Here is a 22133-nt window from a genome sequence, read left to right on the forward strand (position 1 = left end):
TTGTGAGAATCAGCGGCGGTTTTTTGCGCGCCAGCTGACGATGCGTTTTGGGTGGAAATAGCTAAGCCCAATCAGGAAACCGGTAATCATGCCTGCGATGTGGGCCGTAACATTGATGTTCGGCGTCACAAATGTCATGACTATACTAATGACGATAATCGGGAGTATAATTTGTTTGAGCTGCGGCAACGCACGGCCGCCGTAATAGACGAGCGCACCGAATGCACCGAAGATCCCGAAGATCGCGCCGCTTGCTCCAACATGTACATAATCGAGCGGCTGCAGGAAATATGTGGCTGCCGATGCGAAAAGCCCGGCCAGCATATAAATGGTGATGAAACGCATCTTGCCGGTCAAACGCTCAAGTTCCGGCCCGAACAGGAACAGCGAGAACATATTGAACAACAAATGCATAAATCCGCCGTGGAGGAAGATCGGCGTCACGAAGCGCCACCATTCGCCGTTTGCGATGTGGAAGTTCGACCCCACGCCATAATAGTAAATGTATTCGCCAAGCATCGGCAAAAATGTCAGCAAGTGAATGAGGACATTCAACGCAATCAATGTCGAGACGACGGGATACATTCTTAGGTACTGTGAAAAGCTTTCTCTTCTGATAAACAATAAGGTCACCTCAATTTCATAGCTTTATTATACCCGTTACCCATTTGCGAATGAAAGGAGAAACCTTTATGATAACAGGAATCGGTCTTGATATTGTCGAGCTGGAGAGAATCCGCAAGCTCGATGAAAGATCTTCGAAATTCCGCGAGCGTGTCCTGACTGAATCGGAACTTGCCGAGTATCTTCTATTAAAGAATACACGCAGAACCGAATTTTTGGCAGGGCGTTTTGCGGCGAAAGAAGCGTTCGCCAAAGCCCGCGGTACCGGAATCGGCGCAGCATGCCCTTTTTCGGATATGGAAATCAGAAAAGATGAAAATGGCAAACCCGGCATGTTTTTCCGCGGTGCGGAATGCGGGTTCGTTTCGATCACCCATTCAAAAGAATTTGCCGCCGCGCAAGTTGTTTTGCAAACCGAATGAACAGGATGTGTAGACGATGGAAATGTATCGACCGACAAAAGTAGTCATCAACTTAGAAGCAATCCGCAGTAATCTGGCGGCATTCCAAAAACGTGCTGGCGACGCCAAAGTGATCGCAGTCGTCAAAGCGGACGGCTATGGACACGGAGCAGAAGAAATTGCCCGAACTGCTGTTGATTGCGGCGTGCGCATGCTCGCGGTCGCTACGCCAGATGAAGCATTGATATTGCGCCGTGCAGGAATCGAGCAGGAACTCCTCGTAATGGGGGCAGTGCCTGCTGCATTCGTGCCTGTTGCGCAGCGCGAAAATATCATCGTCACCGCCTTGTCGCTCGAGTGGATTGAAGCGGCGGAAAAAGCAGTTGTGCCAGGAGAGCCGCTGCGCGTGCATTTAAAAGTCGATACGGGAATGGGGCGTCTTGGCATACAGCCTGAAGAAGCAGGGGCGGCATTCGCTAAACTGGCTTCGGAAAAATTTTCATTCGATGGCATCTTTACTCATTTCGCGGCAGCAGACGAGCGGGATCCGTCGCTTTTTGAACAGCAAGTTGAACGGATGAATGGCGTCTTGGAGCAATTGCCGGAAGGAGTCATGGTTCATGTGTCGAATAGCGCGGCCGCACTTATGCATCCATCTGTCGCTTGCGATGCTGTACGGATTGGCATCTCGCTTTACGGCATCGCGCCCTCGCCTTACGTCGGCGAACATTCACCGATCGCGCTTGAGCCGGCATTGAGTATGGAAACGCAAATCGTCCATATCAAGAAAGTGCAGCCCGGGGCGACAATCAGCTATGGCGCGACGTATCAGAGTGAAGAGGAAGAATGGATCGCCACGCTTCCTGTCGGCTATGCAGATGGCATGCTGCGCGGCTTGCAAGGGCAAGAAGTGCTGGTGCGCGGCGAACGGGTACCGATTGTCGGGCGCATCTGCATGGATCAATGCATGATCCGCTTGAAAGAACAGCTTCCAGTCGGAGAGCCGGTCCAGTTGATCGGCCGCCAAAGGGGCGGGGAAGTCTTGATCGACGAATGGGCCGAAAAGCTGGGCACAATCCCCTATGAGATCCCTTGTATTTTGACAAAGCGGGTTCCGCGCGTCTATGTGAATGGCACCAAAAATGCCGGATCGCCTTTTCAGTCGAACGATTCAATGGTAAGATGAGAAGGTAAACTAGACAGAGATCGGGATTTTCGGAGGTGTCGGCTGTGTACGAGAAGTCAAAGACGAAAGAAGTGGTAGTCAAGTTGCCGAAGCAATTCATGTCGGAGCTTACTGCCCATTCAGATGAACGCATTGAAGAGAACGGTGAATTCATCTACGTATCCACTCAACGGGTAACAAAAAATGTCTACGATTCATATCATATTCGGGAAGCGATGATCAAGGGCTACGTGGAAATGTCGCAGATCAACCTGTCGATTGCCTGCGAATGTTCGCACGCTGAGTACGAAGCGGAGCACACGACAGTGCAACTCGTAAGCGGAGGGTGACAACTTGATTGTAAAACGCGGGGATGTTTTTTTCGCAGAATTATCACCGGTCGTCGGGTCTGAGCAAGGCGGGACCCGTCCGGTCTTGGTGATACAAAACGATATCGGGAACCGGTTTAGTCCCACAGTGATCATTGCGGCAATCACCGCCCAGATCCAGAAAGCCAAATTGCCGACCCACGTGGAAATCAACGCCAAAAAATACGGCTTTGAGCGTGATTCTGTTATTTTGCTTGAACAATTGCGGACGATTGATAAATCGCGTTTGACCGATAAGATTACACAGCTGGACGATGCGTTGATGGAAAAGGTGGACGAAGCCTTGGAAATCAGTGTCGGACTTGTAAAGTTTTAGCATACATACTCCATGGAAATACCCCGAGATGGCTTTTCTCGGGGTGTTTTCGTATAGAAAATCATCATAATCGGGACGGTTCATCAAAAAAGATGTGAAATGCTCCGTTTTCCGATACAATGGATAGACAAGTATGAAATTGTGGCTGCAAGGGTCACCGGGAGGGTTTTACGACAAGATGAACAAACAAATGGCTACATATATACAAGAAAACATGACCGACATCATTGCCAGGTGGCAACAAATGATGAGGGATGAAAAGGATGAACCTTCATTTCAGGTGATGTCGGAAGAGATGGTGAACCAGACGAGCCGTGAATTCGCAGGGCTGATGACTTCAAGTCTTCTTGAAAGCCATCAGGTTTATGAAAACCGCTTGCAGGATTTTGCCGAGAAAGTGGTCCGCCTTGGCTGGTCCATCACGTTCATGACAAAAGCGATCGACCATTTCGCTGAAATCGTCTACGAAGGCATGCGTGAGGCCGGTACGATCCATCCCGATAATATGGATGGGTTTGTCCACGAATTTGCGAATTGGGCCACACCGATCCGCAACAGCATGATCGACACGTACTCTAAAACCTGGGAGCGCACGGTCAGCCTGCAGAAGATAGCATTGCAGGAACTATCCGCTTCCCTGATCCCGGTGTTCGATAAAGTTTCTGTCATGCCGCTCGTCGGAACGATCGATACGGAACGGGCGAAATTGATCATGGAGAATCTGCTCGATGGTGTGGTTAAACATCGTGCAGAAGTGGTGTTGCTGGATATTACTGGCGTACCGGTCGTCGATACGATGGTCGCCCATCACATTATCCAAGCCGCAGACGCAGTGCGTTTGGTCGGGGCGAAATGCATGCTCGTCGGGATCCGCCCGGAAATTGCCCAGACAATCGTAACGCTCGGCATCAATTTGAACGACTTTACGACAACGAGCACATTGCAGCGCGGCGTAGAACAGGCACTGGCGTGGACAAACCGAAAAATTGTGGAGGTTGAAGAAGTATGAATGTGAGAATCCCAATTCTAAAACTGAAAGATACATTAATCGTTTCGATCCAATGGGAGCTGGATGACCAGACGGCTTTGCAGTTCCAGGAAGATCTTTTAACTAAATTGCATGAAACCAGCGCCCGTGGGGTGGTCATCGATTTGACGTCCATCGACTTTATTGATTCATTCATTGCCAAAGTGCTGGGGGATGTCATCAGCATGTCCAGCCTGATGGGGGCAAGAGTGGTTATTACCGGTATCCAGCCGGCAGTTGCCATCACTTTAATCGAGCTCGGAATTCGACTTGAAGATGTTATGACGGCACTTGACCTAGAGAACGGCTTGGAGAAACTTCAACTGGAATTGGAGGCTTGAAGATGAGCGACCAATCCTCAGTGGAAATCTTAACGGAATGGGATATTGTAGCGGCACGGCAGCTCGGGCGCAATGTCGCCAAAGAGCTCGGCTTCGGCACCGTGGACCAAGCGCGGATCACGACAGCCATCAGCGAGCTTGCCCGCAATATCTATTTATACGCCGGTCAGGGCAGGATCGAAATCCAGCAGCTGACCGAAAATGGCATGAAGGGGATCCTGATCATCGCCGCTGATAGCGGTCCGGGAATTCCGGATGTCAGAAAAGTAATGGAAGACGGTTTTACGACATCAGGAGGATTGGGTGCAGGCCTGCCAGGTGTCAAGCGCTTAATGGACGATTTCAAGATCGAAACGATCCAAGGCGAAGGGACAGATATACGGGCTACGAAGTGGCTCCGCTAGGGGGAACGCTAAATGCCTCAACACATTGAAGCACAGTATCAGGAAATTCTGAACGAATACGTAAAAAAGCAGACGGAGCAAAATTTGTACGTCGGCCAAAATTTCAGCAGGCAACTGATTCTGGAGAACATTTCTCCGGAAGAAGTAATCAGCATGCACAAAGCAGCCATCCGGGAGCTCTATAGTGATCTCCCGGATGTTGTTTGGCATTCATTCGATTTCCTGATCGAAATGATGATCAATTACGGCTTGGCATTGCAGGAACGCCAAAGTTTATTGAAACGCCAGGAAGAATTGAAAGTAGAAATGGACTTGGCAGCAAATGTGCAGGAAACTTTGCTCAAGACGAAATTGCCGTCGCTCGACGGGCTGGATATCGGCTTGTTGTCGATTCCGGCCAAGAAGATGAACGGCGATTATATTTATTTTGTCAGTGATTACGATGGGTACGCTGGCGTAGCTGTTGCCGATGTCATCGGCAAAGGCCTGCCGGCAGCTCTTTGCATGTCCATGATCAAATTCGGCATGGACAGCTTGAACAGCTCACACGCCTTGCCAAAAGACGTGCTTGGTGTCATTAACCGGATCGTTGAAAAAAGTGTCGACGACTCGATGTTCGTGTCGATGTTCTACGCAAATTACGATGCAGGGGCAGCCAGGCTCACTTACGGGTCAGCTGGGCACGAACCTGCCATTCTTTATCGAGCAACTACAGGGGAATTCGATGAACTCGAAGCAAAAGGCTTGCTGCTCGGCGTTTCGCCGGCCGCGGTTTACGAAGAGCATTCCGTCACCTTGGATAAAGGCGATATGGTCATCATGATGACAGACGGCGTGACAGAAGGCCGTACGGAAGATGGCTTTATCGAACGCGAAGTCATTTATAAATTGATTGAGCAAAAGAAAGGCCAATCGGCGCAGGCAATTGTCCAACATGTCTACGATGAACTTGAACGAATGCAAAATGCAGAACTACAGGATGATTTCACTTTAGTGGTTTACAAGAAGGTTTAATTTGATGTTTAAAGCCATTGGATAGCGGGTAAGAAAGCTTAGAATGGCTTTTTTTCAGCCGAATTGAATCATACAAAACGGGGTGTCATATAGAGATGAATATTCAAGTTAATTTGACAGAAAATGACAATAAATTAAAAGGCGATATTCACGGGGAGATCGATGCGCATACAGCACCAGTACTCCGCGAAAAATTAGAAGCGTACCAAGCACAAGAGGGCTTGAATGCCGAATTGGACTTATCCGGTGTCGATTACATGGATAGTACAGGCTTGGGCGTTTTTGTCGCGTTCTATAAATCCATCAATGCAAAAGGCGGCCACTTGAAACTGACTGGCCTCTCGAGCCGCCTGAAGCGCCTTTTCGATATTACAGGTCTAGGCGACATTATGGATATTGAAGCAGCAGTCGGGAAGGGTGGTAATTAATCATGCGTCCTTTCGATTATGTAGAGATGCGCGTCCCGGCCAAATCCCAGTACGTAGGCGTTGCCCGTCTGACGATTTCAGGGCTGGCAAGCCGCATTGGGTTTTCATTTGATGATATTGAAGATTTGAAGATCGCTTCAAGTGAAGCAGTGACAAACGCCGTTCAACACGCTTATTCAGAAGGCGAAGAAGGCGAAGTTGTCATCGGTTGTGCGTTATATGAAGATAAAATCGAAATTATGGTAGCCGACCACGGCCAAAGCTTCAATTTTGAAGAAACTAAGGCGAAAGTGGGCCCTTATCACGATCAGGAAGAGGGAGCGTTCCTGCGCGAAGGAGGTCTCGGCCTGTATTTGATCGAAACGCTTATGGATGAAGTAAAAGTGCATCATCAGGAAGGCGTTACTGTCTTTATGACCAAGCATGTTGAAGGAGAGCGGGTGGAAGAGGATGTCGAAACAATCTCATCCTAATCAGCCAACGAAAGAACAGGTACTGGAATGGATTGAAGCTTATCAAAAAACAGAGGACGAGGAAGCACAGACAAACCTTGTCCTCAATTACCGCCGTCTTGTGGAATCGATTGCCCGCAAGTATTCAAACGGAAAATCTTACCACGAAGACATCGCACAAGTGGGCATGCTTGGCTTGCTCGGTGCGATCCGGCGCTATGACCCATCCTATGGCCGCAGCTTTGAAGCTTTTGCGGTGCCGACCATCATCGGCGAAATCAAGCGCTTTTTGCGTGACAAAACATGGGCAATCCATGTCCCGCGCCGCATAAAAGAACTGGGCCCTCGCATTAAAGCGACTGTTGAAGTGCTGACAACAGAACTTCAGCGTTCCCCGCAAGTTTGGGAAATCGCTGAATATCTGGATGTCGATGAAGACGACGTTTTGGAAGCGATGGAGATGGGCAAAAGCTATCAAGCGCTTTCCATGGACCATTCTCTCGAGGCGGATTCGGACGGCAGCACGGTTACATTGTTTGACGTAGTCGGCCAGGAAGATGACGGGTACGAAAAAGCGGATCAGCGCATGCTCGTGGCGGAAGCGATGAATGTCCTTTCCGATCGGGAAAAGCAGATCATCCAATACACCTACATAGAGCAGCTGAGCCAGAAGGAAGCGGGCGACAGACTGGGCATTTCCCAGATGCATGTTTCGCGCCTTCAACGAAAAGCTATCAAAAAGCTTCAGGAAGCTATTTTGGCTGCCGGCGGGGTTTCCTAGTGGAAGAAATTCGCCATGAAAATGTGGAAGCCTATGCCTACAACGCAGCAAAAAAAGGGAATTACGAATCCGGTGACAGTTATTTCACTGTATTGACGGACGATTACTTTATTTGCTCCGTAGCCGATGGTTTGGGAAGCGGGCCTGTAGCGCGTGAATCTTCACAGGTCATCCCGCAAATCCTGAAAGAATATCATCATGAGACAATCGATCAATTGATGAATCGCTTCAATGGTTTGATGATGCAAAAACGTGGGGCAGCAGTCGCTATCTTTAAAGTAGATTTCAAGAAACGCACCTTGGAGTACAGCTGTGTCGGGAATATCCGTTTCTATCTTTATAGAAGAGAAACCGACGAAGTGATTTATCCGCTACCTGTAATGGGCTATCTCTCGGGAAGGCCACAAAAGTTGAAAACACAGCTTTACACGTATGTAGAAAATGACTTGTTCTTGATTCACTCAGATGGCGTGGATTTACGCAATCCAAAAGCGATGATGAGAAGAGCCGGAGCGCCTAGACGGCTGTATGAAGACATTCTATCGTCCATTCAAACGGGCGACGATGCCACATTAATTTCAGGAAGCCTTCTCCATTGAGGAGAGGCTTCTTTTTTTATGGGGAAATCAATGGGGTGGCTTGTTTCTCTCATTATCCATAGGCATGTTAAAATGGAGAGGCAGAAAGGAAGTGCATACAATGGATACTCAGCAATTGCACGCATTAATCGCCAAGGAAGCCGGCGTTAAACCAAACCAGGCAAAACAAGTTATTGAGCTGCTTGAAGGCGGCAACACGGTACCTTTTATCGCCCGTTACCGAAAAGAAGCGACGGGCTCATTGGATGAAGTCCAAATAAAAGCAGTAGAAGATCGTTATACATATATCCAGAATTTGGAACAAAGGAAAGTCGATGTAATCCGTTCAATTGAAGAACAGGAGCAACTGACTCCTGAGCTTGAAAAAGCCATCAAAGGAGCTACTGTGCTTCAAAGAGTGGAAGATTTATACCGCCCATACAAACAAAAACGCCGCACAAAAGCGACCATCGCAAAAGAAAAAGGGTTGCAGGGACTGGCTGATTGGCTGTTAAAGCCCGATAACGAGCAGTTGAAAGTAGTGACGGAGCAATATATCAGCACTGAAAAGGGTGTTGAAACAGCGGAAGATGCGATTGCAGGAGCACAGGATATTTTAGCCGAGCTTTTTGCGGATGATCCGGATATTCGTGAAAAAGCCCGTCGGATGACGCGTGATACCGGACTGCTAGAGACAGCAGCCAAAAAGGGCCACGAAGACGAAAAACAAGTCTTTCAAATGTATTATGAATACAGCGAAGCGATCAAAAAGATTGTCCCGCACCGTATACTCGCCATTAACCGCGGCGAAAAAGAGGGTGTATTGAGAGTAACGGTCACACCTCCAGTCGACCGAATCATTCGTTTAATGAAAGATAAATGGATGAAAATGGGGAGTCCTGCTGCAAAACAAGTGGAAGCGGCCATAGAAGACAGTTACAAACGCCTGATCCAGCCATCCGTCGAACGTGAAATCCGGACGGAACTAAGTGAAAAAGGTGAAACGCAGGCCATACACATCTTTTCGGAAAACCTGCGCAATCTGTTATTGCAGCCTCCAATGAAAGATAAATTCGTGCTCGGCATTGATCCGGCGTACCGCACCGGCTGCAAACTAGCAGTGATAGATGCGACGGGGAAACTATTGGAAGTGGCGGTCATTTATCCGCATCCCCCAAAATCCGATCAACAAGGCGCAAAGAAAACCTTGCAGCGCTTAACCGATGCCTACCCAATTGAAATCATGGCGATCGGAAACGGCACAGCATCACGCGAAACCGAACAATTCGTTGCGGATTTCCTCAGCCAAACTGCAACGAAAGCGTCTTACGTCATCGTCAATGAAGCAGGTGCCAGTGTGTACTCGGCGTCCGATGTGGCTCGTGCGGAGTTTCCAGACTTGCAAGTAGAAGAACGCAGTGCAGCTTCCATCGCCCGCCGACTTCAAGACCCGCTTTCTGAACTTGTGAAAATCGACCCGAAAGCTGTAGGTGTTGGACAATACCAGCATGATGTCTCGCGGAAAAAGCTGGCAGACCAATTGACCTTCGTTGTTGAGACGGCGGTCAACCAAGTTGGCGTGAACGTTAACTCTGCTTCAGCCTCTCTCCTTCAATACGTTGCTGGCCTCAGTAAGACCGTCGCCGAGAACATCATTAAAGTGCGCGATGAGAACGGCCGCTTTACTTCCCGTATCCAGTTAAAGAAAATCCCTCGCCTTGGTGCCAAGACCTATGAACAAGCAGTTGGCTTCCTGCGCATAACGGAAGGAAAGAATCCGCTAGACGCCACCGGCATTCACCCAGAAAGTTATGAAGCTGCCGAAAGGATCCTCAAGTTGATCGATGCAGACAAGAAAATGATTGGGCGTCCAGAAATTATCGCGAAGCTGGAAGACTTGGACCTCGAAGCATTAAGCCAGGAGTGGGAAGTAGGCAAAGTGACACTCAAAGATATTGTGGATGCGTTGAAGAAACCGTTCCGCGACCCGCGGGATGAGTTCCCTCAACCATTGCTCAAGAGTGACGTTTTAAAAATGGAAGACTTGTCACCTGGAATGGAAGTGCAAGGGACGGTGCGCAACGTCGTCGACTTCGGAGCCTTCGTTGACATTGGCGTGAAACAGGACGGGCTGGTCCACATCTCTAAATTGAAAAAGGGATTCGTTAAACACCCGCTTGATGTCGTGGCAGTCGGAGACATCGTCACTGTCTGGGTCGACCAGGTCGAAAAACAAAAAGGCCGAATCGCTTTGACGATGCTGCCGCCAAAAGAACAACAACCGGATCTTCAGGAGAGATAAGATGACAAACGAAGAATTGACCAAGATGATTGTAGAGATTTCTCGTGACATTTTCGGTAAGCCGTTCCGCCATCAAGGTGTATTCAACAAACGCCTCCGGACGACAGGTGGCCGTTACTTGCTGAGATCGCACAACATTGAAATCAATCCGGCTTCATATGAAAAGTTCGGCGGCAACGAACTTATAGGCATCATCAAGCATGAGTTGTGCCATTATCATCTCCATCTTGAAGGAAAAGGATACAAGCATCGGGACAAGGAGTTTCGAGAATTGTTACAAGAGACAGGGTCTCCGCGCTTTTGTTCTTTGCTTGTAGAGAAGCGGCGGAAGACAGCTGGCTTTCATCTGTATGAATGCATCTCTTGTAAAACGGAATTTCCAAGAAAGATCCGCATGGACACTGACAAGTACAGATGCGGACGCTGCAGCGGCAAGCTGCGGTTGAAAAGAGAAAAGAGTTTATAAAAGAAAGAGCCGCTGATGAAGCGGCTCTTCTTTTATGTCTAGCAGCTTTCAGTAAAATTACCCTAGAAGGAGATGGATAAAAATGATGCGATTCGCATTTATTATAGAAGAAGAGTAAAAGGGGCCGGTGGAAGTTCCAAGGGACCAGCCACCGTTCATTCTAATAAACCTTCATAGGTTCTCGGCCGTTCAGAGTCTTTCAGTAAAAGAGTAAAGTGGCTCAGCTAATAGCTCCGTGAGCTTAATTGTTTTGAAGTACATTACTAAACGAAACACTGAACTCAAATTAAATTATAAAATGATGAATAAAAGTATTGACGATTCCTGTAAGGCTCTTTATAATAGAAAAAGTCGACAAGTACTTAAACATTATTCCGAAGTAGCTCAGTGGTAGAGCACCGCACTGTTAATGCGATGGTCGTAGGTTCGAGTCCTACCTTCGGAGCCATTTATTTGGCCCCTTGGTCAAGCGGTTAAGACACCGCCCTTTCACGGCGGTAACACGGGTTCGAATCCCGTAGGGGTCACCATACATATATTGAATTACTTTTTCTAATATAATACTTGTGTGCGATACAATTGAAAATATTATTATTGTCGCGGGGTGGAGCAGTTCGGTAGCTCGTTGGGCTCATAACCCAAAGGTCGCAGGTTCAAATCCTGCCCCCGCAACCAAATGGTCCCGTGGTGTAGCGGTTAACATGCCTGCCTGTCACGCAGGAGATCGCCGGTTCGATCCCGGTCGGGACCGCCATTTTTTTCAATGGGGTATAGCCAAGCGGTAAGGCAACGGGTTTTGATCCCGTCATGCCCTGGTTCGAATCCAGGTACCCCAGCCAATTTAAGGGTTACTGAGACGAACTTCAATTTAAACGAGTTGCTCTTGACAATGAAGACTAGAAGTTATATAGTAGAATTTGTCTCAAAAAATATAATATTTGCGGTCGTGGCGGAATGGCAGACGCGCTAGGTTGAGGGCCTAGTGGGAGAAATCCCGTGGAAGTTCGACTCTTCTCGGCCGCACCATACATATTCAATTATTTGCGCCCGTAGCTCAATTGGATAGAGTACTTGACTACGAATCAAGCGGTTAGAGGTTCGAGTCCTCTCGGGCGCGCCATTTATCTTCTATATATATGCGGGTGTAGTTTAGTGGTAAAACCTCAGCCTTCCAAGCTGATGATGAGGGTTCGATTCCCTTCACCCGCTCCAAATTCTTTTGAACCTTGAAAACTGAACAGCAAAACGTCAACGAAAGACGTCACGAGCGCCTTGGCGTGCGAACGGCTTTTGCGATGGTCGCCTTTGGGCGATCGGAGCAATCAGCCATTCCGACCTTCGGTGTTCGTGACTTACTTACTGATCAGCTTCGGCAGATCAAGCGAATCGCGCGTCTTCTAGACGGCGATACGCCAGCAACTATTGAGCAATCAATACTACTCTATAATGGAGAGTTTGATCCTGGCTCAGGACGAACGCTGGCGGCGTGCCTAATACATGCAAGTCGAGCGGAGATAATGGAGCTTGCTCCATTATCTTAGCGGCGGACGGGTGAGTAACACGTGGGCAACCTGCCCTGCAGATCGGGATAACTCCGGGAAACCGGTGCTAATACCGAATAGTTTGCGGCCTCTCATGAGGCTGCACGGAAAGACGGTTTCGGCTGTCACTGCAGGATGGGCCCGCGGCGCATTAGCTAGTTGGTGAGGTAACGGCTCACCAAGGCCACGATGCGTAGCCGACCTGAGAGGGTGATCGGCCACACTGGGACTGAGACACGGCCCAGACTCCTACGGGAGGCAGCAGTAGGGAATCTTCCGCAATGGACGAAAGTCTGACGGAGCAACGCCGCGTGAGTGAAGAAGGTTTTCGGATCGTAAAACTCTGTTGTGAGGGAAGAACAAGTACCAAGTAACTACTGGTACCTTGACGGTACCTCACCAGAAAGCCACGGCTAACTACGTGCCAGCAGCCGCGGTAATACGTAGGTGGCAAGCGTTGTCCGGAATTATTGGGCGTAAAGCGCGCGCAGGCGGTCCTTTAAGTCTGATGTGAAAGCCCACGGCTCAACCGTGGAGGGTCATTGGAAACTGGGGGACTTGAGTGCAGAAGAGGAAAGTGGAATTCCACGTGTAGCGGTGAAATGCGTAGAGATGTGGAGGAACACCAGTGGCGAAGGCGACTTTCTGGTCTGTAACTGACGCTGAGGCGCGAAAGCGTGGGGAGCAAACAGGATTAGATACCCTGGTAGTCCACGCCGTAAACGATGAGTGCTAAGTGTTAGGGGGTTTCCGCCCCTTAGTGCTGCAGCTAACGCATTAAGCACTCCGCCTGGGGAGTACGGCCGCAAGGCTGAAACTCAAAGGAATTGACGGGGGCCCGCACAAGCGGTGGAGCATGTGGTTTAATTCGAAGCAACGCGAAGAACCTTACCAGGTCTTGACATCCCGCTGACCGCCTAGGAGACTAGGCTTTCCCTTCGGGGACAGCGGTGACAGGTGGTGCATGGTTGTCGTCAGCTCGTGTCGTGAGATGTTGGGTTAAGTCCCGCAACGAGCGCAACCCTTGATCTTAGTTGCCAGCATTCAGTTGGGCACTCTAAGGTGACTGCCGGTGACAAACCGGAGGAAGGTGGGGATGACGTCAAATCATCATGCCCCTTATGACCTGGGCTACACACGTGCTACAATGGACGGTACAAAGGGCTGCAAACCCGCGAGGGGGAGCCAATCCCAGAAAACCGTTCTCAGTTCGGATTGCAGGCTGCAACTCGCCTGCATGAAGCCGGAATCGCTAGTAATCGCGGATCAGCATGCCGCGGTGAATACGTTCCCGGGCCTTGTACACACCGCCCGTCACACCACGAGAGTTTGTAACACCCGAAGTCGGTGGGGTAACCCTTACGGGAGCCAGCCGCCGAAGGTGGGACAGATGATTGGGGTGAAGTCGTAACAAGGTAGCCGTATCGGAAGGTGCGGCTGGATCACCTCCTTTCTAAGGATTATATCGGAACCGATCTTCGGATCGGGTTGACGTTTTGCGTTCAGTTTTGAAGGTTCACTCCGCAAGGATTGACTTTCAAACTTGTTCTTTGAAAACTGGATAGATCGACATTGATTAAGAAACAAGCATCAAGTAGCGTGATCGCTTTGCGATCAACTTATTTTTTTGACCCTCAGTGGTTAAGTTAATAAGGGCGCACGGTGGATGCCTTGGCACTAGGAGCCGAAGAAGGACGGCACTAACACCGATATGCCTCGGGGAGCTGTAAGTGAGCTGTGATCCGGGGATTTCCGAATGGGGAAACCCACTGTTCGTAATGGAGCAGTATCCATGTGTGAATACATAGCACATGAGAAGGCAGACTCAGGGAACTGAAACATCTAAGTACCTGAAGGAAGAGAAAGCAAATGCGATTCCCCAAGTAGCGGCGAGCGAAACGGGATCAGCCCAAACCAGAAGGCTTGCCTTCTGGGGTTGTAGGACACTCTATACGGAGTTACAAAGGAACGGATTAAGCGAAGCGACCTGGAACGGTCCGCAAGATAGGGTAATAGCCCCGTAGCTGAAAGTTCGTTCCCTCCAGAGTGGATCCTGAGTACGGCGGAACACGAGAAATTCCGTCGGAATCCGGGAGGACCATCTCCCAAGGCTAAATACTCCCTAGTGACCGATAGTGAACCAGTACCGTGAGGGAAAGGTGAAAAGCACCCCGGAAGGGGAGTGAAATAGATCCTGAAACCGTGTGCCTACAAGTAGTTAGAGCCCGTTAATGGGTGATAGCGTGCCTTTTGTAGAATGAACCGGCGAGTTACGATTGCATGCAAGGTTAAGGTGAGAAGCCGGAGCCGCAGCGAAAGCGAGTCTGAATAGGGCGAGTGAGTATGCAGTTGTAGACCCGAAACCAGGTGATCTACCCATGTCCAGGGTGAAGGTAAGGTAACACTTACTGGAGGCCCGAACCCACGCACGTTGAAAAGTGCGGGGATGAGGTGTGGGTAGCGGAGAAATTCCAATCGAACCTGGAGATAGCTGGTTCTCTCCGAAATAGCTTTAGGGCTAGCCTCAAGATAAGAATCCTGGAGGTAGAGCACTGTTTGGACTAGGGGCCCATCCCGGGTTACCGAATTCAGACAAACTCCGAATGCCAGTGATTTATGCTTGGGAGTCAGACTGCGAGTGATAAGATCCGTAGTCAAGAGGGAAACAGCCCAGACCACCAGCTAAGGTCCCCAAATATCCGTTAAGTGGAAAAGGATGTGGCGTTGCTTAGACAACCAGGATGTTGGCTTAGAAGCAGCCATCATTTAAAGAGTGCGTAATAGCTCACTGGTCGAGTGACACTGCGCCGAAAATGTACCGGGGCTAAACGGATTACCGAAGCTGTGGATGGACATCGTAGATGTCCGTGGTAGGAGAGCGTTCTAAGGGCGTTGAAGTCAGACCGGAAGGACTGGTGGAGCGCTTAGAAGTGAGAATGCCGGTATGAGTAACGAAAGACGGGTGAGAATCCCGTCCACCGAATGCCTAAGGTTTCCTGAGGAAGGCTCGTCCGCTCAGGGTTAGTCGGGACCTAAGTCGAGGCCGATAGGCGTAGACGATGGACAACAGGTTGATATTCCTGTACCACCTCCCCGCCGTTTGAGCAATGGGGGGACGCAGAAGGATAGGGTGAGCGTGCCGTTGGTTGTGCACGTCCAAGTTGTGAGATGAGAAACGAGGCAAATCCCGTTTCTATATAACATCAAGCAGTGATGGCAAGAGGTTTACCTCAGAGTCCCTGATTTCACACTGCCAAGAAAAGCCTCTAGCGAGGCGGGAGGTGCCCGTACCGCAAACCGACACAGGTAGGCGAGAAGAGAATTCTAAGGTGAGCGAGTGAACTCTCGTTAAGGAACTCGGCAAAATGACCCCGTAACTTCGGGAGAAGGGGTGCTCTGGTAGGGTGTTACAGCCCGAGAGAGCCGCAGTGAATAGGCCCAGGCGACTGTTTAGCAAAAACACAGGTCTCTGCAAAACCGTAAGGTGACGTATAGGGGCTGACGCCTGCCCGGTGCTGGAAGGTTAAGGGGAGTGCTTAGCGCAAGCGAAGGTGCGAACCGAAGCCCCAGTAAACGGCGGCCGTAACTATAACGGTCCTAAGGTAGCGAAATTCCTTGTCGGGTAAGTTCCGACCCGCACGAAAGGCGTAACGATCTGGGCACTGTCTCAACGAGAGACTCGGTGAAATTATAGTACCTGTGAAGATGCAGGTTACCCGCGACAGGACGGAAAGACCCCGTGGAGCTTTACTGTAGCCTGATATTGAATTTTGGTGCAACTTGTACAGGATAGGTAGGAGCCAGAGAACCCGGAGCGCCAGCTTCGGGGGAGGCGTCGGTGGGATACTACCCTGGTTGTATTGAACTTCTAACCCACAAGCCTTAGCGGCTTGGGAGACAGTGTCAGGCGGGCAGTTTGACTGGGGCGGTCGCCTCCTAAAGAGTAACGGAGGCGCTCAAAGGTTCCCTCAGAATGGTTGGAAATCATTCGCAGAGTGTAAAGGCACAAGGGAGCTTGACTGCGAGACGGACAGGTCGAGCAGGGTCGAAAGACGGACTTAGTGATCCGGTGGTTCCGCATGGAAGGGCCATCGCTCAACGGATAAAAGCTACCCCGGGGATAACAGGCTTATCTCCCCCAAGAGTCCACATCGACGGGGAGGTTTGGCACCTCGATGTCGGCTCATCGCATCCTGGGGCTGTAGTCGGTCCCAAGGGTTGGGCTGTTCGCCCATTAAAGCGGTACGCGAGCTGGGTTCAGAACGTCGTGAGACAGTTCGGTCCCTATCCGTCGCGGGCGCAGGAAATTTGAGAGGAGCTGTCCTTAGTACGAGAGGACCGGGATGGACACACCGCTGGTGTACCAGTTGTTCTGCCAAGAGCATCGCTGGGTAGCTATGTGTGGCCGGGATAAGTGCTGAAAGCATCTAAGCACGAAGCCCCCCTCAAGATGAGATTTCCCATTGCGCAAGCAAGTAAGATCCCTCAAAGACGATGAGGTAGATAGGTTCGGGGTGGAAGCGTGGCGACACGTGCAGCTGACGAATACTAATCGATCGAGGACTTAACCAACAAACTGAAACGCAAGTTTCCCCCAATGTCGATTTATCCAGTTTTGAGCGAACAAGCTCAACAAGTCCAGTGATGATGGCAAAGAGGCCACACCCGTTCCCATCCCGAACACGGAAGTTAAGCTCTTTTGCGCCGATGGTAGTTGGGGGTTTCCCCCTGTGAGAGTAGGACGTCGCTGGTCTATAATTTTGGTCCCGTGGTGTAGCGGTTAACATGCCTGCCTGTCACGCAGGAGATCGCCGGTTCGATCCCGGTCGGGACCGTCATTCCAAAAAGTGAGCACAGCGAACCCGCTGTGCTCTTTTTCTATGGAAACAATATATTTTGATTTGCACGGCTATCTCCGCTAAACTATGAAAAGACTTAAACGAGGTGAAGAGACATGAGCTTTACGATTACAGTGCAATCGCCGGAACAGACAGAGAAACTTGCCATTCGATTGGCTTTGCTTTTACAGCCTCAAGATCTCCTAACATTGGAAGGTGACTTAGGGGCAGGCAAGACGACTTTTACTAAAGGATTAGCCAAAGGGCTCGGCATCGAACGAACGGTCAATAGTCCGACTTTCACTATCCTTAAGCAATATGAAGGCCGATTAAACCTCAATCATTTTGATGTATACCGGTTGGAAAATAGTGATGAAGATATCGGTTTTGATGAATTATTTGCAGAAGAAGCTGTGTCGGTGATTGAATGGGCTCAGTTCATTGAGGATTATTTGCCGGTAGAACGCCTGGACATTGTCATTCGTCGCTTGTCTGAAGAGGGGCGTGAAGTGGAGTTTCAGCCGCATGGTGTCCGTTACGAAAACTTATGCAGGGAGCTAATGCAATGATTTTAGGAATCGATACGTCAAATTCGCCGCTAGCTATTGCTTTGGTGAAAGACGACACAGTATTAATAGAAGAAACTCAAAATCTAAAGATCAATCATTCCTTAACTGCTATGCCTGCAGTAGAGGATTTAATGAAAAAAGCTAACATTAATCCAGGTGATTTAACAGGAATTGTGGTTGCAGAAGGACCTGGATCCTACACAGGGGTTCGAATTGGCCTGACAATCGCGAAAACTCTCGCATGGTCGTTGAAAATTCCGTTGACCACTGTATCGAGTTTGAAGGTTCTTGCAGCGAACGGACAGGGATTTAATGGTCTGATTTGCCCTGTAATGGATGCAAGACGCGGTACCGCTTTTACTGCACTTTATGATGGGCGTCAGCTGTCAACGGTCCTTTCAGATCGCCATAGTGACTTCAAGACGTTTTTGGAACAAGTCCGTACACATGGACAACCTGTTTTGTTCACAGGGACTGACCTTGAAATTCATCGTTCAATAATTGAGGAACTGGTTGGGGACTTGGCCTATTTTGCACCGTACCAAAATAGACTGCCAAGAGCATCGAATTTGATTGCTTTGGCAGCGACTGAAGAAGCGAAAGAAGTACACCACACGGTTCCTGAATATCGCCGGATTACAGAGGCGGAAGCGAATCTTGCAAAAACGGATGAAGGAAAAAGCCGATGAGCGAATTAGTGACATTCCGGAAAATGACTATACATGATGTAAATGAAGTTTATGAAATTGAAAAACAATCGTTTACGCTAGCCTGGACAAAAGAGGCGTTTGAGCAAGAGATGCTGAAAAACGAATTTGCTTATTATGTGTTGGCTGAAACGCAAGAAGGAGTCGTCGGTTACTGTGGCATGTGGCTTGTCATGGACGAAGCACATATTACGAATATTGCCATCTCACCAAAAGAACGGGGCAAGAAGTTTGGGGAAGCGTTAATGAAAGAAGCAATAGAAACTGCAAAAGCGCAAGGCGCGAAATTGATGACATTAGAAGCACGTGTTAGCAATATAGCTGCGCTTAATTTATATAGGAAACTAGGATTTCAAAATGGTGGCATCCGAAAAGGTTATTATACGGATAATCAGGAAGATGCCATAGTTATGTGGGTGAATTTCGATGAATAAAGACATTTATGTATTGGGAATAGAAACGAGTTGCGACGAAACAGCAGCTTCAGTCGTAAAAAACGGGACAGAAATCATCTCCAATGTGGTGGCATCGCAAATTGAGAGCCATAAGCGCTTCGGTGGCGTTGTGCCGGAAATTGCATCGAGACATCATGTCGAGCAAATCACAATTGTAATTGAAGAAGCCTTGCAACAGGCGGAGCTAACACCATCCGAGTTGTCTGCAGTGGCGGTTACAGAAGGACCGGGCTTAGTCGGAGCCTTGCTAGTTGGTGTTAATGCAGCAAAAGCGTTTGCCTTTGCGCATAGCTTGCCGCTAGTAGGTGTTCATCATATCGCAGGCCATATCTATGCGAATAGACTGGAGCAAGAAATGGAGTTTCCGCTTTTGTCATTGGTCATTTCAGGAGGGCATACTGAGCTGATCCTCATGAAAGAACATGGTGATTTTACAGTAATCGGAGAAACTAGGGACGATGCCGCAGGAGAAGCCTACGACAAAGTGGCGCGAACATTAAACTTGCCATATCCTGGGGGGCCACATATCGACCGGTTGGCGCATCAAAGCGTGGAAGCAGTCGATTTTCCGCGGGTTTGGCTGGAAGAAGGATCTTATGACTTTAGCTTTAGCGGATTGAAATCATCTGTGCTGAATTATATGCATAATATGAAGCAGCGCGGGGAAACACCCGTACCAGAAGCTGTTGCCGCAGGATTCCAAAACAGTGTCGTGGAAGTCGTAACAGCAAAAACTCTACGTGCAGCAAGGGAATTTGGCGTTCGACAAGTGATTGCAGCCGGTGGTGTGGCAGCCAATAAAGGCTTACGCCAATCGCTGAGTGAGACTTTTGAAAAAGAGCATATCCCCTTCTTTATTCCACCGCTGCCGCTTTGTACAGATAATGCAGCGATGATTGCAGCGGCTGGAACGGTTATGTATGAAAAAGGCTTAACCGGAGATATGGCCATGAATGGGCGCCCAGGCATGCCTTTGAGTTCATGGATTTAACTGATAGCATTGCCGCAATTTATTGAGAATTGCGGCAATGCTTCTTTTTTTATGAATAATATCCAAATCTTACAAGGACATAGAAATGTATTTTCTGTCAATAGAGAACATTTGTACTTATGCACAATTTGTGAATAAGCTGTTAACAACCTATCGATAAACAGTGGATTTCCTACATATTGTGGAGTCATAGGTGGAAAACTATGTGGATAAAAGAAAACTAGCCTGTTGATAATGTTCATAACTCTGTTGATAGTTGATTTTACAACTCTTTTAATGTGTACAAATCTGTGGAAATATTTATTTCGTGAAATGGTATTGACCTATATGTAGGGAAATGAAAAACCGCATACCCAGTATGCGGTCAGGAATTCATTTCTTCAAGTTGTTCTTGCAGTTCGAGCCATTCGGCCATCGCTTCTTCATGTGATTGCTTGAGCTCTTCAAGACGCGATTGTAACGGCATAACGCGTTCATGGTCCTGGAAAATATCCGGCTCGCACAATTGTTCTTCAATCGCTGCGATTTCTTCATCGAACGATTCCATCGCTTGTTCGATTTCGGTGTTTTTCCTTACTAACTGGCGTTCGAGCTTTTTGGCTTCCTTATCGATTTGAGAAGTGGATGCAGACGTTTGGATCTCCGGCTGTTTCGCTTTTGCTTCGAGTGCATCGAGTGCCGCGAGTTCTTCAGTTTCGAGTTTTTTCTCGACGTAATAATCGTAATCGCCCAAGTACTCGGTGGTGCCGTCTCGGGACAGTTCTACCACTTTTGTGGCGATTCGATTCATGAAATAACGGTCATGGGAAACGAATAACAGTGTGCCTGGATAGTCGATCAAGGCGTTTTCCAACACTTCTTTGCTGTCGAGATCCAAATGGTTGGTCGGTTCATCGAGCAGCAGGACATTGGCTTTTTGCATCATGAGCTTGGCGAGTGCCACACGGGCTTTTTCACCGCCGGATAAAGTCGACACTGGCTTCAAGACATCGTCTCCAGTGAATAAGAAGCGTCCGAGGATGCCCCGGATGTCTTTTTCATTTACATGCGGGTAGTCGTCCCATAATTCGTTGAGGACGAGCTTATTGCCTTTTAAGTTTGCCTGTTCCTGGTCGTAATAGCCGAATTGGATGCCGGTGCCGTAATGGATATCACCTGCAAGTGCCGGCAATTCTTTCATGATGGTCTTGAGCAGCGTCGATTTACCGACACCGTTCGGCCCGACAAGTGCGAGGCTGTCGGTGCGGTAGAGTTTCAACGTGATGTTATTCGACACCGGCCGGTCGCCATAGCCGACAGACAAGGCTTGGACGTTCAAGACGTCATTGCCGCTTTGCTTTTGGATGTCGAAACCGAAGCGCGCTGATTTTTCGTCGCCTTCTGGAGCTTCCATCCAGTCGGTCTTCTCGAGCACACGGCGCCTGCTTTGCGCCATTTTCGTCGTCGAAGCACGGACCAGGTTGCGGGCGACATAGTCTTCGAGTTTGGCTTTTTCGCTTTGTTCTTTCTCGTAATGTTTGCGGTCGAGTTCATATTGTTTCGCTTTTTCACTTAAATAACGGCTGTAGTTGCCGGTGTATTTACGGACCTTCTTGCGCGACACTTCGTAGACGAGCGTGACGACTTGGTCGAGGAAATAACGGTCATGCGAGACGATGAGCAAAGCGCCCGGGTAATTCTTCAAATAGTTTTCGAGCCAGCTCAAGGTTTCGATGTCCAAATGGTTGGTCGGCTCATCGAGGATCAAGAGCTGAGGCTTTGCGAGCAGGAGCTTCGCCAGCATGAGGCGGGTTTTCTGGCCGCCTGACAGGGAAGTGATTTTCTTTTCATAGTCTTCCGCGTAGAACTTCATACCATGCAGGACCGCGCGCGTATCGGCTTCGAACTGATACCCGCCGGCATCTTTGAAATGGGTTTGGAGGAGATCATACTCTTGCATGACTTTGGCATTGCGTTCGGCATCGTTGTAGACATCAGGATCGGCCATCGCCGCTTCAAGGTGACGCAGTTTCGCTTCCTGGTCCCGGAAATGGGCGAAGATTTTCATCATTTCCTGCCATACTGTGGCGTCGGAATTCAAGTCGGTTTGCTGTTCCAAATAGCCGATCGTTAAATCTTTCGGCATGATCAAATCGCCGCTGTCGTAAGACATTTCACCGGCAATGATTTTCAATAATGTGGATTTTCCGGCACCGTTGCGGCCGACAAGTGCGACCCGGTCACGATGCTGGACTTCTAGTTTGGCGCCTGAGATGATTTCCTCGGCACCGAATGATTTATGGATTTGATTGACTTGCAATACGATCATTTAGGGTCACCTCTATTCTTCTTAAGTGTAGCTGAT

General features: G+C 49.0%; 20 protein-coding genes, 9 tRNA genes and 3 rRNA genes. 30 read left to right on the top strand and 2 right to left on the bottom strand.

Annotated elements, in window-relative coordinates:
- Positions 1 to 9: 9 nt before the first annotated feature.
- Positions 10 to 624, bottom strand: a complete 615-nt coding sequence (locus AUC31_RS01085; RefSeq protein ID WP_058381780.1) for a rhomboid family intramembrane serine protease — start codon at positions 622 to 624, stop codon at positions 10 to 12.
- 68 nt (positions 625 to 692) lie between these two features.
- Here AUC31_RS01085 and acpS point away from each other — a divergent pair, with 68 nt between their 5' ends.
- The 30 genes from acpS to tsaD all read left to right on the top strand — a co-directional run bounded on the left by acpS (position 693) and on the right by tsaD (position 19789).
- Positions 693 to 1046, top strand: coding sequence for a holo-ACP synthase (gene acpS, locus AUC31_RS01090; protein WP_058381779.1), 354 nt, complete (start codon positions 693 to 695; stop codon positions 1044 to 1046).
- A 16-nt stretch (positions 1047 to 1062) separates the two neighbouring features.
- Positions 1063 to 2211, top strand: a complete 1149-nt coding sequence (alr, locus tag AUC31_RS01095; protein ID WP_058381778.1) for an alanine racemase — start codon at positions 1063 to 1065, stop codon at positions 2209 to 2211.
- 44 nt (positions 2212 to 2255) lie between these two features.
- The gene (locus AUC31_RS01100; RefSeq protein ID WP_058381777.1) at positions 2256 to 2540 is read left to right on the top strand and encodes a hypothetical protein; all 285 of its coding nucleotides are present in this window, start codon (positions 2256 to 2258) and stop codon (positions 2538 to 2540) included.
- A 4-nt stretch (positions 2541 to 2544) separates the two neighbouring features.
- Positions 2545 to 2895 carry a type II toxin-antitoxin system PemK/MazF family toxin gene (locus tag AUC31_RS01105; RefSeq protein WP_058381776.1) on the top strand — a complete coding sequence of 117 codons (351 nt, stop codon included), beginning with the start codon at positions 2545 to 2547 and terminating at the stop codon, positions 2893 to 2895.
- A 178-nt stretch (positions 2896 to 3073) separates the two neighbouring features.
- Positions 3074 to 3904: an RsbT co-antagonist protein RsbRA gene (locus AUC31_RS01110; protein ID WP_058381775.1), complete on the top strand. Its 831-nt coding sequence runs from the start codon at positions 3074 to 3076 to the stop codon at positions 3902 to 3904.
- Positions 3901 to 4263, top strand: coding sequence for an STAS domain-containing protein (locus AUC31_RS01115; RefSeq protein WP_058381774.1), 363 nt, complete (start codon positions 3901 to 3903; stop codon positions 4261 to 4263). Before AUC31_RS01110 ends, AUC31_RS01115 begins: the two co-directional genes overlap by 4 nt.
- A gap of 2 nt (positions 4264 to 4265) precedes the next feature.
- Positions 4266 to 4667 (top strand): anti-sigma regulatory factor, encoded by a 402-nt coding sequence (locus AUC31_RS01120; protein ID WP_058381773.1) that lies wholly within the window; start codon positions 4266 to 4268, stop codon positions 4665 to 4667.
- A gap of 12 nt (positions 4668 to 4679) precedes the next feature.
- A complete protein-coding gene (locus tag AUC31_RS01125) occupies positions 4680 to 5681 on the top strand; it encodes a PP2C family protein-serine/threonine phosphatase (protein ID WP_058381772.1) in 1002 nt (333 codons plus the stop codon).
- Between the two features lie 95 nt (positions 5682 to 5776).
- Positions 5777 to 6109: an anti-sigma factor antagonist gene (locus AUC31_RS01130; protein ID WP_058381771.1), complete on the top strand. Its 333-nt coding sequence runs from the start codon at positions 5777 to 5779 to the stop codon at positions 6107 to 6109.
- Positions 6110 to 6111: 2 nt separating this feature from the next.
- Complete coding sequence (gene rsbW, locus AUC31_RS01135) at positions 6112 to 6582, top strand: anti-sigma B factor RsbW (protein ID WP_058381770.1); 471 nt, start codon at positions 6112 to 6114, stop codon at positions 6580 to 6582.
- Positions 6560 to 7342, top strand: coding sequence for an RNA polymerase sigma factor SigB (sigB, locus tag AUC31_RS01140; RefSeq protein WP_058381769.1), 783 nt, complete (start codon positions 6560 to 6562; stop codon positions 7340 to 7342). The genes rsbW and sigB overlap by 23 nt, the downstream gene beginning before the upstream one ends.
- Positions 7342 to 7941: a PP2C family serine/threonine-protein phosphatase gene (locus AUC31_RS01145; protein WP_058381768.1), complete on the top strand. Its 600-nt coding sequence runs from the start codon at positions 7342 to 7344 to the stop codon at positions 7939 to 7941. The genes sigB and AUC31_RS01145 overlap by 1 nt, the downstream gene beginning before the upstream one ends.
- Before the next feature lie 100 nt (positions 7942 to 8041).
- Complete coding sequence (locus AUC31_RS01150) at positions 8042 to 10222, top strand: Tex family protein (protein WP_058381767.1); 2181 nt, start codon at positions 8042 to 8044, stop codon at positions 10220 to 10222.
- A gap of 1 nt (position 10223) precedes the next feature.
- A complete protein-coding gene (locus tag AUC31_RS01155) occupies positions 10224 to 10688 on the top strand; it encodes a SprT family protein (protein ID WP_058381766.1) in 465 nt (154 codons plus the stop codon).
- 373 nt (positions 10689 to 11061) lie between these two features.
- Positions 11062 to 11136 (top strand) — tRNA-Asn (locus AUC31_RS01160).
- Positions 11137 to 11143: 7 nt separating this feature from the next.
- Positions 11144 to 11218 (top strand) — tRNA-Glu (locus tag AUC31_RS01165).
- A gap of 68 nt (positions 11219 to 11286) precedes the next feature.
- A tRNA-Met gene (locus AUC31_RS01170) sits at positions 11287 to 11363 on the top strand.
- Positions 11364 to 11366: 3 nt separating this feature from the next.
- Positions 11367 to 11442 (top strand) — tRNA-Asp (locus tag AUC31_RS01175).
- Between the two features lie 10 nt (positions 11443 to 11452).
- Positions 11453 to 11527 (top strand) — tRNA-Gln (locus AUC31_RS01180).
- A gap of 101 nt (positions 11528 to 11628) precedes the next feature.
- Positions 11629 to 11714: transfer RNA gene (locus tag AUC31_RS01185), tRNA-Leu, on the top strand.
- A gap of 17 nt (positions 11715 to 11731) precedes the next feature.
- Positions 11732 to 11808: transfer RNA gene (locus AUC31_RS01190), tRNA-Arg, on the top strand.
- 18 nt (positions 11809 to 11826) lie between these two features.
- A tRNA-Gly gene (locus tag AUC31_RS01195) sits at positions 11827 to 11900 on the top strand.
- A 231-nt stretch (positions 11901 to 12131) separates the two neighbouring features.
- A 16S ribosomal RNA gene (locus tag AUC31_RS01200) occupies positions 12132 to 13682 on the top strand.
- A 186-nt stretch (positions 13683 to 13868) separates the two neighbouring features.
- Positions 13869 to 16801: ribosomal RNA gene (locus AUC31_RS01205) — 23S ribosomal RNA — on the top strand.
- Positions 16802 to 16866: 65 nt separating this feature from the next.
- Positions 16867 to 16982: ribosomal RNA gene (rrf, locus tag AUC31_RS01210) — 5S ribosomal RNA — on the top strand.
- Together the 16S, 23S and 5S rRNA genes with 9 tRNA genes alongside form the textbook arrangement of a ribosomal RNA operon.
- Positions 16983 to 16991: 9 nt before the next feature.
- Positions 16992 to 17064 (top strand) — tRNA-Asp (locus tag AUC31_RS01215).
- Positions 17065 to 17183: 119 nt separating this feature from the next.
- The gene (gene tsaE / locus AUC31_RS01220; RefSeq protein WP_058381765.1) at positions 17184 to 17636 is read left to right on the top strand and encodes a tRNA (adenosine(37)-N6)-threonylcarbamoyltransferase complex ATPase subunit type 1 TsaE; all 453 of its coding nucleotides are present in this window, start codon (positions 17184 to 17186) and stop codon (positions 17634 to 17636) included.
- Positions 17633 to 18325 (top strand): tRNA (adenosine(37)-N6)-threonylcarbamoyltransferase complex dimerization subunit type 1 TsaB, encoded by a 693-nt coding sequence (gene tsaB, locus AUC31_RS01225; RefSeq protein ID WP_058381764.1) that lies wholly within the window; start codon positions 17633 to 17635, stop codon positions 18323 to 18325. The genes tsaE and tsaB overlap by 4 nt, the downstream gene beginning before the upstream one ends.
- On the top strand, positions 18322 to 18777 hold the full coding sequence (rimI, locus tag AUC31_RS01230; RefSeq protein WP_058381763.1) for a ribosomal protein S18-alanine N-acetyltransferase: 456 nt from the start codon (positions 18322 to 18324) through the stop codon (positions 18775 to 18777). Before tsaB ends, rimI begins: the two co-directional genes overlap by 4 nt.
- Positions 18770 to 19789: a tRNA (adenosine(37)-N6)-threonylcarbamoyltransferase complex transferase subunit TsaD gene (gene tsaD / locus AUC31_RS01235; RefSeq protein ID WP_058381762.1), complete on the top strand. Its 1020-nt coding sequence runs from the start codon at positions 18770 to 18772 to the stop codon at positions 19787 to 19789. The genes rimI and tsaD overlap by 8 nt, the downstream gene beginning before the upstream one ends.
- Before the next feature lie 364 nt (positions 19790 to 20153).
- On the opposite strand, the gene AUC31_RS01240 is transcribed toward tsaD, so the two are convergent.
- Positions 20154 to 22097 (bottom strand): ABC-F family ATP-binding cassette domain-containing protein, encoded by a 1944-nt coding sequence (locus AUC31_RS01240; RefSeq protein WP_058381761.1) that lies wholly within the window; start codon positions 22095 to 22097, stop codon positions 20154 to 20156.
- Positions 22098 to 22133 lie beyond the last annotated feature (36 nt).

It is taken from the genome of Planococcus rifietoensis (assembly GCF_001465795.2).
In the GTDB taxonomy this organism is placed as follows: Bacteria; Bacillota; Bacilli; order Bacillales_A; family Planococcaceae; genus Planococcus; species Planococcus rifietoensis.

Bases quoted from the DNA above. Each gene is read 5' to 3' on its own strand.
- acpS (WP_058381779.1), top strand. From the start codon at position 693: ATGATAACAGGAATCGGTCTTGATATTGTCGAGCTGGAGAGAATCCGC.
- AUC31_RS01155 (WP_058381766.1), top strand. From the start codon at position 10,224: ATGACAAACGAAGAATTGACCAAGATGATTGTAGAGATTTCTCGTGAC.
- tsaB (WP_058381764.1), top strand. From the start codon at position 17,633: ATGATTTTAGGAATCGATACGTCAAATTCGCCGCTAGCTATTGCTTTG.
- AUC31_RS01115 (WP_058381774.1), top strand. From the start codon at position 3,901: ATGAATGTGAGAATCCCAATTCTAAAACTGAAAGATACATTAATCGTT.
- tsaE (WP_058381765.1), top strand. From the start codon at position 17,184: ATGAGCTTTACGATTACAGTGCAATCGCCGGAACAGACAGAGAAACTT.
- AUC31_RS01150 (WP_058381767.1), top strand. From the start codon at position 8,042: ATGGATACTCAGCAATTGCACGCATTAATCGCCAAGGAAGCCGGCGTT.
- AUC31_RS01120 (WP_058381773.1), top strand. From the start codon at position 4,266: ATGAGCGACCAATCCTCAGTGGAAATCTTAACGGAATGGGATATTGTA.
- AUC31_RS01240 (WP_058381761.1), bottom strand. From the start codon at position 22,097: ATGATCGTATTGCAAGTCAATCAAATCCATAAATCATTCGGTGCCGAG.
- rimI (WP_058381763.1), top strand. From the start codon at position 18,322: ATGAGCGAATTAGTGACATTCCGGAAAATGACTATACATGATGTAAAT.
- sigB (WP_058381769.1), top strand. From the start codon at position 6,560: ATGTCGAAACAATCTCATCCTAATCAGCCAACGAAAGAACAGGTACTG.
- rsbW (WP_058381770.1), top strand. From the start codon at position 6,112: ATGCGTCCTTTCGATTATGTAGAGATGCGCGTCCCGGCCAAATCCCAG.
- tsaD (WP_058381762.1), top strand. From the start codon at position 18,770: ATGAATAAAGACATTTATGTATTGGGAATAGAAACGAGTTGCGACGAA.
- AUC31_RS01130 (WP_058381771.1), top strand. From the start codon at position 5,777: ATGAATATTCAAGTTAATTTGACAGAAAATGACAATAAATTAAAAGGC.
- AUC31_RS01110 (WP_058381775.1), top strand. From the start codon at position 3,074: ATGAACAAACAAATGGCTACATATATACAAGAAAACATGACCGACATC.
- AUC31_RS01125 (WP_058381772.1), top strand. From the start codon at position 4,680: ATGCCTCAACACATTGAAGCACAGTATCAGGAAATTCTGAACGAATAC.
- alr (WP_058381778.1), top strand. From the start codon at position 1,063: ATGGAAATGTATCGACCGACAAAAGTAGTCATCAACTTAGAAGCAATC.